The following is a 14,617-nucleotide window of genomic DNA, read 5'->3' on the forward strand; positions in this document are numbered from 1 at the left end:
GCGTTCTCAGCCATTGAGAACGGTCATTGCGCTTCGCGCCCATTCTGGGTTCAGACGAATGATTTCCGCATTGAGCGTCGCGGCAAACCCGAGCCACAAGAGGTACGGCAGGAACATCCATGATGCAGCGGAATCGACTCGACGAGCGACCCTGATGAAAGCTCCCGTGACGAAGATCAATGCCACCATGTCGGCCAGCGCGAGCCACGGTCGCTGCAAACCGAAAAAGAGCGGCGTCCATGCGAAATTGAGAGCCAACTGGACAAACCACAAGGTGAGCGCCCGCGTGCGATCACGGCTCGAAGGTGCCAGAAAAACTCGAACGCCCGCAATGGCGATCATCACGTACAGAATGGTCCAGGCAATGCCGAATGCGACGCCCGGAGGTTGAAACGAAGGCTTCTCCAGAGCATCGTACCATGATTGCATTCCTCGCACATTCACGATACTTCCGACGATCGACGTCAATAACGTGAGCCCTCCGAAAATTCCAACCCCGATCAAACGACGAATTGCGCGATTTTCGGAATACATGGCCGTCCTCCCGAGCACGTCCGTGCCACCCGCACCGATCGAGCAAATCGCGTTCCGGGCGGTCTCTGCCAACCAAAGCGGAAAGTGAGTAAGAACTACGCTATTTGAAGCTGCTCGTCATTGCCTACCCCGACCTCTTCCCCTGCGCGTCGCCATCAGCCCAAGCAGCGCAATTGGCCAATATTCATTCGATCCACCCGACTGCGAACAACCTCCACCACCCGCAACAATGACCGCGGGCGGGTCCAAAGGTTTGTCCACGACATCGACAATCGCGAGCGCGGTCGCGTCCCTGCCTGTCGAATCGAGCACTCGAAGCTTCAAGATTCGGCGGCCCAAATCCGTATAGGTCAAGCGCAATGACGGCCCAACGAGGCGCTGGTCATACGTCCCGTCGTATTCCAAATCTGCATCGAGCACGAGCGATGTCGCAGGCTCGTCCATGTCGCTCACGTCAATCGGAATCGACACTTCGACGCCTGCATATGCCGTCACCGGATCGATTGAAATGCGCGGATCCGACCCCGCAGGCGGATCTTGGCCGAACAAGCTGCGATGAATGCGCAATTTCCCGTAGCCGAAATCATCATTCGGTGCTTGGCCCACGTGTTCATCGACCAGCGCTCCGTTTCGAATCGCCTCGTGCACATCAGCGCCCGTCCAATCCGGGTGAGCTTGTAGCAGCAGCGCCGCGGCGCCAGCCACATGAGGGCTCGCGCCCGACGTGCCGCCATAAATCAATCCACTCGCTTGCTCACCTTCACGAAAACCCGCCGTAATCGGATCGTCCGGCGCTGAAATCGCGAGGATCTTTTTCCCATCGATACGATAACCTCGCCCCGAATAAGGCGCGCGTTCACCAGGACTTCCGAACAAAAACCCGTGCCCGACGTAAGCAGCCACCGCCAATCCATGATCAGCCGTGCCCGGATGCCCAATGAGGTGATCTTCACTGGCATGTTCGGGGAAAAAAATTCCTTTGCCCCAGCCCGACATATCATCCATCACATAGCCGATCAATGCGAGGTCCGGGGCGCCCGGCGGAGCAGGGTCGTTCACCGTGATCGTCCAAGTTCCTGCCGGGATCGGTGGAGGATTGGCATTCTGGCCAAATACGTAAATGTCGACGCGCGAAGTCCCTCGGCTCGAATCGGTCCTCTCCGCATAGATTTCCAGGCCGTCGTGCCAGTCGGTGTATACGGCTCCCGGCGCATTGGGCAATTCCATTTGGAAACCCGTGGGGTCCTTGAATTGCAGGGTCAAGTTCCGCATCACATCGCGCCAGAGCAGTGACACGCCGATGAATCGAAAGGGAGCATAAGGCGAATTCTTCGGTGCTTCGATGGGCACGATTGTTTGTTGACCGGCAGGGACCGAACGCTTGTAGAGTTTGTCCGATGTCGACAAGTTTCCCGCAGGGTTGATGTGCGACACGCCTTGCGCAGACGACTCGTCGATGAGCTGCTCCATGGGGCTGGATCCATCGAGCGGATAGCCGACCCACGGCGCGTATTCGTGAAGCACCACGCGTGCGCCTTGATTGAGACAAAAGTTCGTAGCTTTGACTTCTTCTCCACCGGATGATTGCGTGACCATGACCAGCTCGGCATCGGGAGCGATTCCTACGAGATTGGTGAGGCCGCGGTGACCGCCGAGCAAAACGCCGCTCGCGCCGGTTCCATGGTCGAAGTCCTGTGTGATTGGCAGCATGATGAGGTTTTTGCCGCGCTGGTAGGTCTTGTTGTCGAATCGGACGGCCTTGATCTTGGACGAACCCAAAGCGACCAGTTTTTCTCCCTCGTCGAGCACACCATTGCGATTGACGTCGTCGGGCACGTAAAGCGGTTCGCCGAAGGTGGGATCAGCCTCCGTGAAGCCCGCGCTCGGGCCGAATTCGCGTGCGCCGCTGCCATTTCGATCCGCATAAAGCCAATCCATACCGAGTTGGTACGCAGGATCGTCGCTGCCGAATTGGGGATCCTTGTCGTAGAACGTGGTAATCACGGTATTGAGAACGCGCAGGACGTCGGCCTGGCCGTCGCCATCCGGATCGATGCCGTCGATACCGGGCGAAAAAATGCCATTGCCGTCGACATCCACCCAATCGAGGGCTCCACCGTCAGCTCGGAAAAACATGGGATGAAAGACGTCGACGCCGGAATCGATGTCGCAAATGGTGATTCCGGCGCCCGTGAACCCGAGCCCATCCGGGCCGGCGCGCCACACATCCATGGCTTGAATTTGCGCGGCCGTGTAATCGAGCGGTCTGGGAGGTTGGAAGGGAGCGCCGTCGAGGGCAATGCGCCGGACATTCGGGAGCTTGGAGAGCGGCTCGAGCGCCGAAGCGGCAACGTCTGCGAGCACGAATGTGGATCGCACGATGGGCATTCCGTCGTCGTTCAGCGAAAGAACAGCGCCGTGCTGGCGAAGCAAATCGAGGTCTGCTTGCGTCGGAGCGGATAGGAATTCGATGATGACCGGCGCCGTCGATTGGCCAGGTATAACCCTGCCCGAGCCGTCCGCGGCCGGGCGAGGCGCAAAATAAAGGGGAATTGCACCTTCGATGGTGGCTGTGGGTCGATGGGCCGAACGGGCCGAAGCGACCGACGGGGCAAGGACACAGGCGATTGCGAGCGAAGGCGCAAGAAAGCGGCGAAGCATGGGCATGGGACTCGTTCCTCAGTGAACACGCACGGTAAAAACTTGCATCAACAATGGTTGTGTCGATACGATTCGTCGGCCATGAATGCAGATACTAAAAAAGCATCCGCTTGTCCAGGGTGCCGGACCCATTTACTCCAGTCGAATTGCAGCGCTGTCTGAAGCTTCAATCCGAGGGGTACATCGAGCTGCAGTCCGATCTTCGAAACCAAGCTTGCAGCAAACGATCACGCAAAGGATTTCTTGATTTCCTGAAACGCGCCGTTCGTTTACACTGGCACGATGTCGACACTCGATGACCTCGTGGAGCGTCTTCGCCAGGCTGCAGGCGCCGAATTCGCCTTTGCGCTCACGCGTGAAGCCGCGCTCGTGACGCGTGATGCGCCGCCGCTCATGCCAGAAGCGGGGCGAAAATTGCTCGCGACGGCAGCGGAAGTGCTCATCGGAAAACGCGATGTCGGATTTTTGTCCTTGCCGCGCGGGGACCTCGTGCCTTATGGCGGCCCCGGGCACGTGGATGTTGGATTTGGCGTCGCAGCGTCCGCTCGGATTGTCTGCGTGGTGATGACGAACAGCGCATCGCGCCATTCGGTGCGGGAAGCGATGGAGCAACAACTGCCTGTGATCGAGGCGTTTTTGGCTCCTCCCGACGCCCCTCACGCAGCGCCGCATATCGAAGTGCGCGCGCAAGCGATGATCGGGGACGAAACGCTTGCCGCCATCAACCTGGATGAATTGCTGCAAAATGCACCGGTGATCACGGTGGGCCCTGCGCCAAAGCTCGGGCGCGAGACGCTCGCCGCCATCGAGCTGGATACGAAACGACGAGACATCCCCGCGATTACTGTGGGCCCTGCGCCAAAGCTCGGGCGCGAGACGCTCGCCGCCATTCACCTTGACGAGGACAAACACGAAGCGCCTCGAATCGCCGTCGAACCCGTGCGAAAGCTCGGACGCGAGACGCTCGCCGCCATCGAGCGCGACATGATCGTCGAGGGGCCAGCATTGGAGAAACCGCCCGTTCCGCCAGATCTCTGGAGAAAAACGTTGCCATGGATCGATCCAACGCTGGTAGGACGCCAATCGCCTACGGATCCCAATAGCGGCGGCACCAAAGGAACGTAGCGAAGTGATCCGATCGTACGCAACGATCGTGACGAGCAACCATCACATCGACACCTCATTCCACGAACGCCGCCCGATCCAGCTCGTAACAAGCGCAAACACGCGCCGTCGCGTCAAAAAGCGCACGCACTCGCTGCTCCGTGAATACCCCCGTGCGAAGAAAATACCCCTCGAAGTACGAAGTCCCAAGGAAATACCCCATGGGATCCGAAATCTCGGCCAGCGCGAGGTACTGGAATTCCATGGCGTGCCGCACGAGCTGCGCGAGCGGACCGAGCTCCTCGTTCAGGTGGTGACGCACATTCGTCCGAACATAACACGATAGCTCGTCGGGCGTGAGGTACTTCCGGAAAAACACATTCGACACGTAATCCGAAAGCCGCGATAACGTCGCGCGAGCGAGCGCTCGTCCCGCCGAAGCACGCGTCGCGCCCATCCCTTCGAGCTCGTCCGTCACGTCTTCCTCGAGGCGCGCGGGCATGGCCTCCACAATGTCCGTCCAGCATTGCTCCAATGCACCGACTGCCTCGTCGTATTCGGCCCGCCGCGTTTCGGGGACTTCAATGAGCCGAGCCTCGTGCACGAGGTGCCCCCATTCATGCACGACTCGCGCCGCAAGGAGCTGCCTGTGAAATGGCGAGCCTTCCTCGCGAATCGTGTCGAAGCTCGGCTGGTTCAACGTGTACACGATGCGCCGCCGATCGGCTCGAATGTACACGCCCCCGTCTTGCTCCACGACGTCGCTCGTACGCGATAGAATGTCGGGATCACGCAAGCTCGCGAGCACCATGCGGCTTTTCTCGTCGACGAGCCGCAGATCCGCTTCGAGGCTCGCGCCCGCCCATGACGCGAGGCCCTTCAATGCCGCGCGCACTTCGTCCAGACCGCCCACGAACTCCGGCGAATAAACCGTTTTACCCGTACCATCCACGATTTCGACGTCAGGACGCGCGGATTCGAGAAAAGCACAAAGTTCGTCCACGGGCGCGTCACCGGGAAACGTCTCGGCTTGGGATGCGAGAAACGCGGCTTCCACGTCGCGCGCATTGCTCTCGAATGCGCCGAGCAGCTCCACGAGATCCGGCCGGACGCTTCGGGGAATCAGCAAATCGGCGCCGTCCACGTGCCCGAGCGGCTCGGGATGATCCGGGCGAGGTTCCCGGAGCGGCGAATGATAAAGCTTTTCAATCCATGGCAATGCGCGGGCGAGCGCGAGGAACGCACGGGCATCCGGCCGCGTCGCGCGCGATGCGGCACGGGCAAAGGCGCGCTTTTCGTCGTCGTCGAGCGTCAAAAAATAACTCGAGTTGAAGCAAACGGAGGCGCGAACCGACCGCAAAAAGGCGAGGCGCTCGACGTGAAAGATTTGGTAGCACACCCATTCTTCATTGGACAGGCGCGGGTCGAGGTCCGAAGCGTGAAGGCACCAGGTGACGCCGAGGAAAGGCTGGCTGTAGGGCCTTACGCGGCGAGGATCGGTGATGACGAGGAGATTGGCCTTGCGAGGCGGCAGCCACGAGCCTGGGGCGCGGTCGAAGAGCGACGCGGCGCGCTTGCGGTAAAGGCGGAAGCCGCGATCGAAGAGGTCGAGGTGCTCGCCGGACAAGCCGGGCACTTCGCGCAGCACGGCGCGGATTTCGGGCTCGAGGCCGTCTGCGCCGAGGTATTCGGCTGGGAGGAAAGCGGCGCTGTCGTGGGCAAGGCAAAAGGGCCGGAGGTCCATGAGGGGGAGGATAACACGAATTCGTGGCGTGTGGATGAAAGCCCGTTGTCTGGAAAGAAGAGCTTTCGCGCGCGTCGATCCTCGGCCGCGAAGGACGCTCAGAACAGCACGGGCAGCTTCGCAATGCCTCGCAGAAACGAATTGTTCCACCGGATGTCTTCGGGGGCGGCGCCGAGTCGCAATCCAGGGAATCGCCTGAACAACGTTTCGAATGCGATATGCCCCTCGACCCGAGCCAGCGGCGCACCCACGCAAAGGTGGATTCCTTTGCCGAACGCCACGTGACGCTCGGCCCCCTCACGCGTGATGTCGTAGGTGTCCGGATTGGGAAAACGCGCCGCATCACGATTCGCGGACGCCAAACCGACCATCACCGGTTCACCCTTCGGAATCGTTCGTCCGCCCATTTCGAACGATTCTTTTGCGATCCGTGCCGAAACGAAATCGACCGGCCCCCAATATCGCAGCGTTTCTTCGACGACCTTCGGGGCCAGTTGCGGATCGTTCTTCAGCTTCTCCAGCTCGGTCGGATGCAGCATCAGCGCCAGGACGCCATTGCCGATCAAATTCACCGTCGTCACGTGCCCCGCGAGGTACAGCAGAAATACCGTCGAGAGCACTTCGTCTTCGTTCAGCTTGTCGCCCTCCTCCTCGGTCTGGAGCAGTTGCGTTATCATGTCATGGGTCGGCTTGGCGCGCTTTTTCTTGAAAAGATCGCGCAAGTACGAAATGAACTCGCGCATCCGAGAACGCGTTTCTTCATCCATCTGCCCAGTGCGCCGCCGATCGACTCGTAGCAAATTCTCCGTCCAGTGCTGGACCTCTTTGCGATCCTCGATCGGAATGCCGAGCATATCGGAAATGACCGTGACGGGCAAGGGATAGGCAAATGCCGTAATGATGTCCATGGACCGATCGGGTGCCGACTCGCTCCGCTCCTGCGCCTCGCTTTCCGCTTTGTCGAGCAATTCGTCCGCGATTTTCTGAATACGCGGCCGCATGCTCGCCATCACGCGTTGCGAGAAACTCGGCTGAATCAGCTTGCGCAGCCGCGTGTGATCCGGCGGATCCTTGGAGAGCAGGCTCTCCGATAGCAATCGGAATTCCTCGACGACCGGAGGTAACTTGTTGCGCTGCGCCTCGGTCATGGCGCTACGCGGGTCCGAGGACAACCGCCCATCGACCAGAGCCGCCAGAACTTCGTCGTAACGGCTGACGAAGAGATGCGGCTGTGCGAGAAAATCCTGGACATCGTTTTTTTCGCCGCCGTCTTCTCCGGCGCTCGCGAATTTCACGTTCACGACCGCCCCATTGGCTCGCGCAACGGCATACCCCTCGTGGGCCAGGTTCGGGTCGAGCGATATCGTTATCGCGTTCGTCGCTTGATCATCCGTTCGGTTTTCCATCCGATCCTTCATTCGGTTGTAGCCCGGTCGAGGCATGGATCTGGCGTGCCCTTACATAGGCACGAGCGCGCGCCTCGTCCATGCGTGCGCGACCCGCTGCGACGAACTTCGACAATGCTCGATCACGAATGGAAAGCGGCGGCAGGAACGAATGAATGGATTTTTGACGAAATGAAGAGGAGAGCGGCTTTGGAGGAATCGCTCCGCCGGGAAACGCAGGTCGGTCCGGATGTTCCCCGTGGGTTCATTCACCCATGGCGACGTGACCATGGTAATAAGCCCCCTGCCAATAAATTATTTCCCCATGGACTGGTCCACGCGGTACTTCTGCTGGAACGTGTATTCATACCGGGCCATGTCGTCCTGGGAGCGAAACGTCAGCCTTGCTCGCGCGCCGTCGCTGCCAACGCCGAACATCTCACCATCGACGCTCACGGTCGTCGCGAGAATGCCTTCTCCATAGGTGGTCTTGGCAGAGTAGCTAATGACTCCTTCGCCTTCACTCTCCCAACGTCCCTCAGAGCTCGTGCATGGGAAAAAAGCGAAGCGGATCGTGGGTATAGCGGAAAGTGCCATCGGGATAAAACTCCCAGAATCCTTGATCGAAGGCCTGTTTCGCTTTCCCATTGGCAAGGAGTTGGTCGGCGCCTGCGATCGTTCGTCGCGCCTGATCCATCAATGGATCGTCGCTTGGAGGTGCTTGCGGAGCGTGTGCCGGATTTTCGAGTGGAATGGGGTGGCTGGCGAGCACCAGCGCATTGCCCTGGTTGGGCCGGTGAATGCCTCGTTCGAGCGGCAAATCGAAGCGGCTCGAAAAATGGATGGCCCATGTCGTTCCCCACCCACTCCCGGCCATGCGGGCGGCTCCGAGAGAGGCATCGCCGAACGTGCAATCGAACGATACCTGGAGGACGATTTCGTTCGCGTGCGCATAATGAATCGTGGCGCTCACGCGCTGTCCATCGGGGACTGGTCGATTGTCCTGCGAGCGCCCATTGCCTGTGATCGTCCAAGGAGACAAACCCGAGCTGTAGGTCCCCATGAGGCGCGCGGAAAGGATATGGCCCTTGTAGGCACGTACTTCGAACGTTCCGTCGGGGAAGAAGACCCACCGCGACGATTCAGAAGACCTCCCGCATGTTTTGCTGGACAACCGCTTCATCGAAGCGTTGTACCATGGGCTCGGTCGCGTCGCCGCCACCGAGGTTCACGCCCTGCGCGCGCTTGAGCCTTCGGCGGGTGAAAGCGCCGGATCGAGCCCGCTTGCCACGCGCCGGGAAGGACTTGCCGTGCCATAGGCCCTGCACTCTCATCGTGCCCTGCTGCTGGCGCGACGCCGTCAGCGCGCTCCGTCGATGGTTGAGAAGCACCAGATCGGGATTCGGTAGAGTCCACAAGCACAAATGGCAAGCGCCGCAATGGCGATTGCAGAGAGAATGGCTCGCATGGAATTCGTCTCCAGTACGTTGGCGTCAATGGGCCGCGTGATGGGCAGACACTCGGCCTCCACCGCAGCAGCAACCGGCGTGCCACGACTCGAGGTGCGTGCTGGCGCATGCAATGATGCCTCTTCGGGGCATTCATCACCGCGAGCGCACCCGAATGCACGCGCTCCACCCGACCTGGCAACCCGGGTCCTTCTACCTGCCAAGGGGTTCGGGATCAAATGCGGATCCTGCGCCGCGCCGCACTGGATGCGTGGCGTGATCGAGGTTCGCGGGGCTCTTACTGGAAAAGCTTCGACACGAGTGAATTGCGGGTGGCGACCGTGCGCGTGTCCGTGACGAGCAAGCGTTCCTCAGCGAGGCGCAGATTGCGTGCTTTACTCGTTGGTCGGCGCTTGTTCCGCATTGCGCCTTCGAGTTGCACGGGCGGCTGCTTGCGCTTTCAGTTTGCCAAGCACGTCCAAGAGGGCGCTAGCAATGCTTTTCCTTCCTGAATTCGCGCCGTGTCCAGATCGTTTCGCTCGGCTCGATACGTATCGCCGCAGGCGCACGAAAGCTCCACCCATTCCGCTTCGGCATCGCGCCCGGCATTGACGCTCGACTGTTTGTCCGACCGCGCAGCGTCGACGTCTTTATAGGCAGCATCGCTTTCATCGAGCGCGGTTTCCCAGCGATCGAACCACACCGCCGGCAATTCGATCGCCTGCACCGTGGCCGCATGCTCACTCGATCGCAATATCACCAGCGCCTCGCGACAGATGCGATTTTCGTCTGCGATGGGATCATTGATATGCGCGAGCCCATCCGAAAAGGCTGCTTCGTGTAGTGCTCCTGCGGCGGCTGCATGCGGTGATGCCCTTCGTCGCGCTTCGATCTCGAGGTAGCTCTCGATATGCCGATACCACGTATCGACGGCATCGTCGGCCGCATCGAGCCGCGCAAGTCGCGCCACGCGCTTGGCATCCGCAAGCGTGCTCGCCGTTACCTGCGTATCCAGCACCGCTTCGATGTCAGTCAGTTCGGGAATATACGCATCGAGCGCCGGTTCGGCCGGCCCCTGAGCTGCCCGGAGCCTTCAAGTTGGCAAGGACTTTTGTTGCAATCTCGCGCTTTTCCGCACGAGGAATCTGGTTCAACGTCGCACTCATTCAACCTCCAACACAGGATGCAACCCTACGGGAACGCACCACATGGTTTCAAGATTTATTTGCTCTGGCGATCCTTGACGACGCGTCGCGTTACAAAGTTTTTAGAAGGGCGGGGGAAGCGTTTGCTGCTGCGTCATCAAGTGTTGAGGAGGGGGAGCGAAACGATGGTGGTGGGGGCATGAAGTGGTGAGCGGGGTATGGGGACCATTTTGGGTGGGCAGGTAAAGCATTGAAACGGGTGGTGGGCGCATTCGGTGATGGGGGATGACGTAGCGAGTGGGGTGGGGGAAGTGTTTTGCATGCGCATTATGAAGGGTGGAAAGCGCTGGGCAACGTTTTCGAGGTGGCGATGACATGGTGAGACGGGCGCGGGAGATGATGGGGACGGGGTTGTAAAGGCTTGAAAAGGGGACCGCCAGCGCGGCCCGTCCGGCAAACAACTTCGTTGACGGGCGAGACGCTACCGCCTAGCCTGTCCGGACCGCCCAAACGAGCCCCATCGAACATGCGCCGCCCAGCACGAGCACCCCAAATCCCCGAGCACACCTACGAGACGCTATCGGTCCAAAACTTCGCCCAGATTCGGCAGGCGACCGTTTCGTTCGGCGATTTGACCGTCCTCGTCGGACCGCAAGGCTCGGGTAAAAGTTTGATCCTTCAGCTTTTCAAACTCGCCCTCGACGCGCCAGAAGTCTTGTCCGCGCTCCGCGATGCGGGCCATACCGTCGGAACCAGGAAAAATTCTGGACGTCTACTTTGGCCAAGGAATGCACCACGCTTGGCACAAAAGACGGACGTTCGGGTGGGCAAAAAAACCCTCGTGCCCGAAAAGCTTGCCCCGGAGTCGTGCATCGAAGAATGCGTCGATGTTTTATATTCCGCCCATCGTGCAACCTTGCTTGCCGATGGCTGGCCTTCGCCGTTTGCAAGATTGAACGCCGATACCCCGGCAATCGCTCGCTTGTTCAGCCAGAACTTGTTTGCGCTCTTCGGCGATCCACACGATACGGAGCTCTTCCCCGTGCCGCGGCGATTAAAAGAAGAATACCGGACGGCAATTGACAATGCGGTATTCCATGGCGGCCGTGTGCAGCTCGACAAGGAAGCGCTTCGAAAGCGGCTGGAGCTTCGGTATGGTGATGCGCGGCTCCCATTCATGACGTGGACAGCCGGGCAACGCGAATTCACGCCGCTGCTCTTGGGCCTCTATCACCTCCTGCCTGCGCGTCAGCAACGGAAAGTCCCAGAGATTGATTGGGTGGTCATCGAAGAGCCGGAAATGGGCTTGCATCCGAGAGCGATTTCGGTCGTGATGCTCCTCGTGCTCGACCTGCTCTGGCGTGGTTATCGCGTGATCATTTCGACGCACGCGCCGCTCGTGCTCGACGTGGTCTTTGCGATTCGGCAGTTGCAGGAGCATGGTGCCAATCACCACCTTTTGGCGAAGGCTTTTGATATTCCCGCCAATAAAAGAACCAATCCCGTCCTGAAGGAGGGGTCTTCACGAAGAGCCTGCGCACGTATGCCATGCACTTCTGAAGAATCGGCCGACGAGCCATCCGTCGTGGCTACGGATATTTCAGGGTTGGATCCATCTGCCGAGAACCTGGTCGAAGCAGGATGGGGTGGCCTGACGGCATTCAGCTCGAACTTCAACCGGGTCGTGGCCGAGGCGATCAATGGATAATCGCGGGCAAAGAAAAAGGTGCGCTTCGAGAAGGCGCTGGTGAACCCAAAGCTTCTTGCATGCGCACGTAAAACCCGGAAAGCAAGCTTTGGCCGGAGCCGGAAAAGGTTATTTGCAACCCGCCGCATCTCGTCACCGATAGCATCGCCCTCGATGACGAAGCGTATGCGAAACATCCCGCCAAGAAAAACGAAGCGCGGTGGGATTACTGGCTGGGCACTGAAGATACTTCGATGCGGGTCGTGGGGTCGAAGTTCACCCCGTCACGCCCCGTGAAGTCGAGTTGCTGGTGCGAAAGAAAAGGTGGGCCGAGGAAAAAATACGATTCGGAGCTTGCAGGAGGCAAAAAAAGCATCCGTGCTTGGTTCTGGGTCGCGAGTGGCAAGACGGCGTTAAGTGTCAGCACGACTGAATATCGGCAAATGGTCAAGGCCGGCATTGTTCTCGCCGGCGGATGCCTCCGGCTACCCCTGTCGCGTTGACGTCCTCCGCCGTCATACGACGGACACGCTCGGCCGATGTACGTGGACGGACTCGACCGACCTTACGCCGATGATGGCAAGAGGAGGTTCGGGGGGTTTTTATTGGAAAAGCTTCGACACGAGCGTGGCGCGCGTCGCAATGGTGCGCGTGTCCGTGACGAGCAGCCGTTCCTCGGCGAGGCGCAGGCCATTCGGTGAGCCTCGATAAAGGAAAACGCGAGATTCACCGATCTGCACGCAGTCCTCGAAACCGTCGCCGTCGATGTCACCCGGGCAGCCAGCCGCGCGCGCGAAAGCGCTCGTGTTCGCGGCGTCGATGTATTTCTGGTTGATGGCGACGGCAAAGCTCAGGGCCGTCACCTCTTCCTCGGTGCGCGAAGGCCCGCCGTAGAAGCCCCCGATGCCTCGAATCGTGTTGAGCTCCAGCGGCCCGGTGCCGTCGTCGACCAGCTCGTAGGAAGTGCCGTTGACGTCACGTGGCCGTCGCCGTTCGTCGGCGCCTACGGCCCTGACGATTTTCCGTACACCGGGCTCGACGATTTCCGTGGCCATCCCGCGGAGGTTGCCGAAAAAAAATACCGGTTCAATTGCTCGCCCGCGGAGCCATGAATACAAAACGCGGCGTCTCCGCATCGACTGCTGTTCGGTCAGGGCTGAGAAAGCATTGGGCCAATTGCCAGCCAGTAAGGGTCCCCAATGCCGTCGGCGTCGAAGTCGAGGCTGATGCCGCCCTACGCTGCCGGTGATGCCGCCGAAGGTGAGCTCGCCGGGCATCTGCGCTGGCCTCGGTCGACAGCCCCGAAGCGCTGCCGCGGGGGAGGCGCACGTCGGCTATGTCGCCATGGTCGCTCGCCGGACGAGGGCGTCATCGTAGCCGTCGTTTTGCCGGGTCGCCGACGGGGTGACGCCGACGGGCTGTTGCTTCCGATGTTGCCAAACTCGAGGTCGGTTTGCCATTCGGGCCGCTCGCGGAGCCATGCACGGCGACGCTCGCAAAGGGGCGCAGGACAGGCACGTCGGCGTAGCCCGTCGCCATTGAGGTCACCGGCGGGATATCCAGTATGCCCGGCGCGCTCCTCGGTGGGCGGCGTGGACTCTTCGAGCACGACGGCCTCGGGATCGTGGGCCCGTTGGGGCCGCCGCGATAAAGAAAGACTTGCGTTTGCTTCGGGCACGTCCTTGCCCGACGAGCAAGTCGGAAGTACCCATCGGCGTCGACATCTCCCGCGTGGGAGACCCGGACAAGGGTCGCGTAGTCGCCGCCGGGTGCGCATGATAATAGCCCTCGTCGAAGCGGATGCCTCTTGCCCGCCGGGGTAGAACGACCCAATTCAGATCGCGCGGCGGTGTCCAGCGTGACGAGGTCCGCGAAGCCGTCGCCATTCAGTCCACGTCGCGCGATGGATTCGCCGCGGCTACCTTCGGCGTCGACGATTCGCTCCACCCGACGGGCACGACGACCCCCTGCATCGGCAGGCTCGCCGCTCCGCCGAGGAGCTCGCCGCGACGAGGCCGCTCGCCGCAAGTCCCCGTACATCATGCCTTTTTCTTTCCTGTGTGTTCGTTGGTTTCCCATAGAGTGCTCATCATGGCGCGAAAACAATCCACAGTGCAACGCAAGAGAGGGGGCGTCCTGCGCGGTTCGGCCTGCTCCGCGGGAATCGCCTTGCTTTCTCGTCGTCTTGTCAGAAGCACAGCCTGGGCGAGCAGTGCGTGTTCGGCTGCGAAGTGCAGGTCATCGAGACGGCAGACGGGACGTCAGCGTCTGTCACCCAACGCGCGAAGACTGCGAAGAGGCCCTACTTTTGCTCGCTCCAGATGAACAACTGCGAGAAACGGACTCCGCGCGGGCAGCCGTGTGAGGAATGCGAGATTGGGTTGATTTGTCGTTTCGACAACATCTGTGAGGAGCTGGGGCGGGAGAGGACAAACCTTGTCTGCGGAACAATGGTGCATCGACCAGGCTGCTTTGCAATTACGGCGCGCCAGCGCCGGAAGGGGGATCCGATCGGCTTGGCCCGTGCAAGCCCGCTACCCAGGGTGAAAATGGCTGTGCCCACGGACATAACTGCAGTCGAGTGTGGGCACGGGCGTGTTTGAAAGCTTCAGCGGTTGCCAAGGGTGATTTCGTCTGCGAGCCGCTTGGGCACGAAGCCGGAGGGACGTGCCGGAGGGACGATTTGCGGCGGGATCAGCCCGTGCGGGTATCCTGGCGTCTGCAAGCGCCCAGGCATGGCTGCGGCAGGCGCGTATTGCGTCGGGCTTGTCGCCAGCATTCCACGGGCCAATGTTACAGCCCGCCGGTGCCCACTGGGAAGAGGGACGATCCGCGTTTCTTGTGCTCCAACAGCAACGACGGTGTTATGCGGGCGCTTGGCGGGCACGTGCGTCACCAAGGACGACGGG

Annotated in this window: 9 protein-coding genes and 1 pseudogene; 2 read left to right on the forward strand and 8 right to left on the reverse strand. The window is 60.5% G+C overall.

The features are described 5' to 3' along the window. Positions 1-6 precede the first annotated feature (6 nt). The gene (locus IPM54_12250) at positions 7-534 is read right to left on the reverse strand and encodes a tryptophan-rich sensory protein (protein ID MBK9260582.1); all 528 of its coding nucleotides are present in this window, start codon (positions 532-534) and stop codon (positions 7-9) included. 117 nt (positions 535-651) lie between these two features. After that, positions 652-3,201, reverse strand: a complete 2,550-nt coding sequence (locus IPM54_12255; GenBank protein ID MBK9260583.1) for a S8 family serine peptidase — start codon at positions 3,199-3,201, stop codon at positions 652-654. Positions 3,202-3,477: 276 nt separating this feature from the next. On the opposite strand from IPM54_12255, the gene IPM54_12260 reads away from it, so the two are divergent. Next, positions 3,478-4,320 carry a hypothetical protein gene (locus tag IPM54_12260; GenBank protein ID MBK9260584.1) on the forward strand — a complete coding sequence of 281 codons (843 nt, stop codon included), beginning with the start codon at positions 3,478-3,480 and terminating at the stop codon, positions 4,318-4,320. A gap of 55 nt (positions 4,321-4,375) precedes the next feature. On the opposite strand, the gene IPM54_12265 is transcribed toward IPM54_12260, so the two are convergent. The 5 genes from IPM54_12265 to IPM54_12285 all read right to left on the reverse strand — a co-directional run bounded on the left by IPM54_12265 (position 4,376) and on the right by IPM54_12285 (position 9,894). Then, positions 4,376-6,043, reverse strand: a complete 1,668-nt coding sequence (locus IPM54_12265; GenBank protein ID MBK9260585.1) for a hypothetical protein — start codon at positions 6,041-6,043, stop codon at positions 4,376-4,378. A gap of 98 nt (positions 6,044-6,141) precedes the next feature. After that, positions 6,142-7,485 (reverse strand): cytochrome P450, encoded by a 1,344-nt coding sequence (locus IPM54_12270; protein MBK9260586.1) that lies wholly within the window; start codon positions 7,483-7,485, stop codon positions 6,142-6,144. Positions 7,486-7,743: 258 nt separating this feature from the next. Further along, a complete protein-coding gene (locus tag IPM54_12275; GenBank protein MBK9260587.1) occupies positions 7,744-7,884 on the reverse strand; it encodes a hypothetical protein in 141 nt (46 codons plus the stop codon). Between the two features lie 82 nt (positions 7,885-7,966). Further along, positions 7,967-8,611 (reverse strand): hypothetical protein, encoded by a 645-nt coding sequence (locus IPM54_12280; GenBank protein ID MBK9260588.1) that lies wholly within the window; start codon positions 8,609-8,611, stop codon positions 7,967-7,969. Positions 8,612-9,336: 725 nt separating this feature from the next. Then, positions 9,337-9,894: a hypothetical protein gene (locus IPM54_12285; protein ID MBK9260589.1), complete on the reverse strand. Its 558-nt coding sequence runs from the start codon at positions 9,892-9,894 to the stop codon at positions 9,337-9,339. A gap of 653 nt (positions 9,895-10,547) precedes the next feature. Between IPM54_12285 and IPM54_12290 the strand changes: the two are divergent. Beyond that, positions 10,548-11,729: pseudogene (locus tag IPM54_12290) on the forward strand (AAA family ATPase). 581 nt (positions 11,730-12,310) lie between these two features. Here IPM54_12290 and IPM54_12295 read toward each other — a convergent pair. Next, positions 12,311-12,763, reverse strand: coding sequence for a hypothetical protein (locus tag IPM54_12295; GenBank protein MBK9260590.1), 453 nt, complete (start codon positions 12,761-12,763; stop codon positions 12,311-12,313). Positions 12,764-14,617: the final 1,854 nt, after the last annotated feature.

The sequence above is a fragment of the Polyangiaceae bacterium genome, from assembly GCA_016715885.1.
Lineage (GTDB): Bacteria > Myxococcota_A > Polyangia > Polyangiales > Polyangiaceae > Polyangium.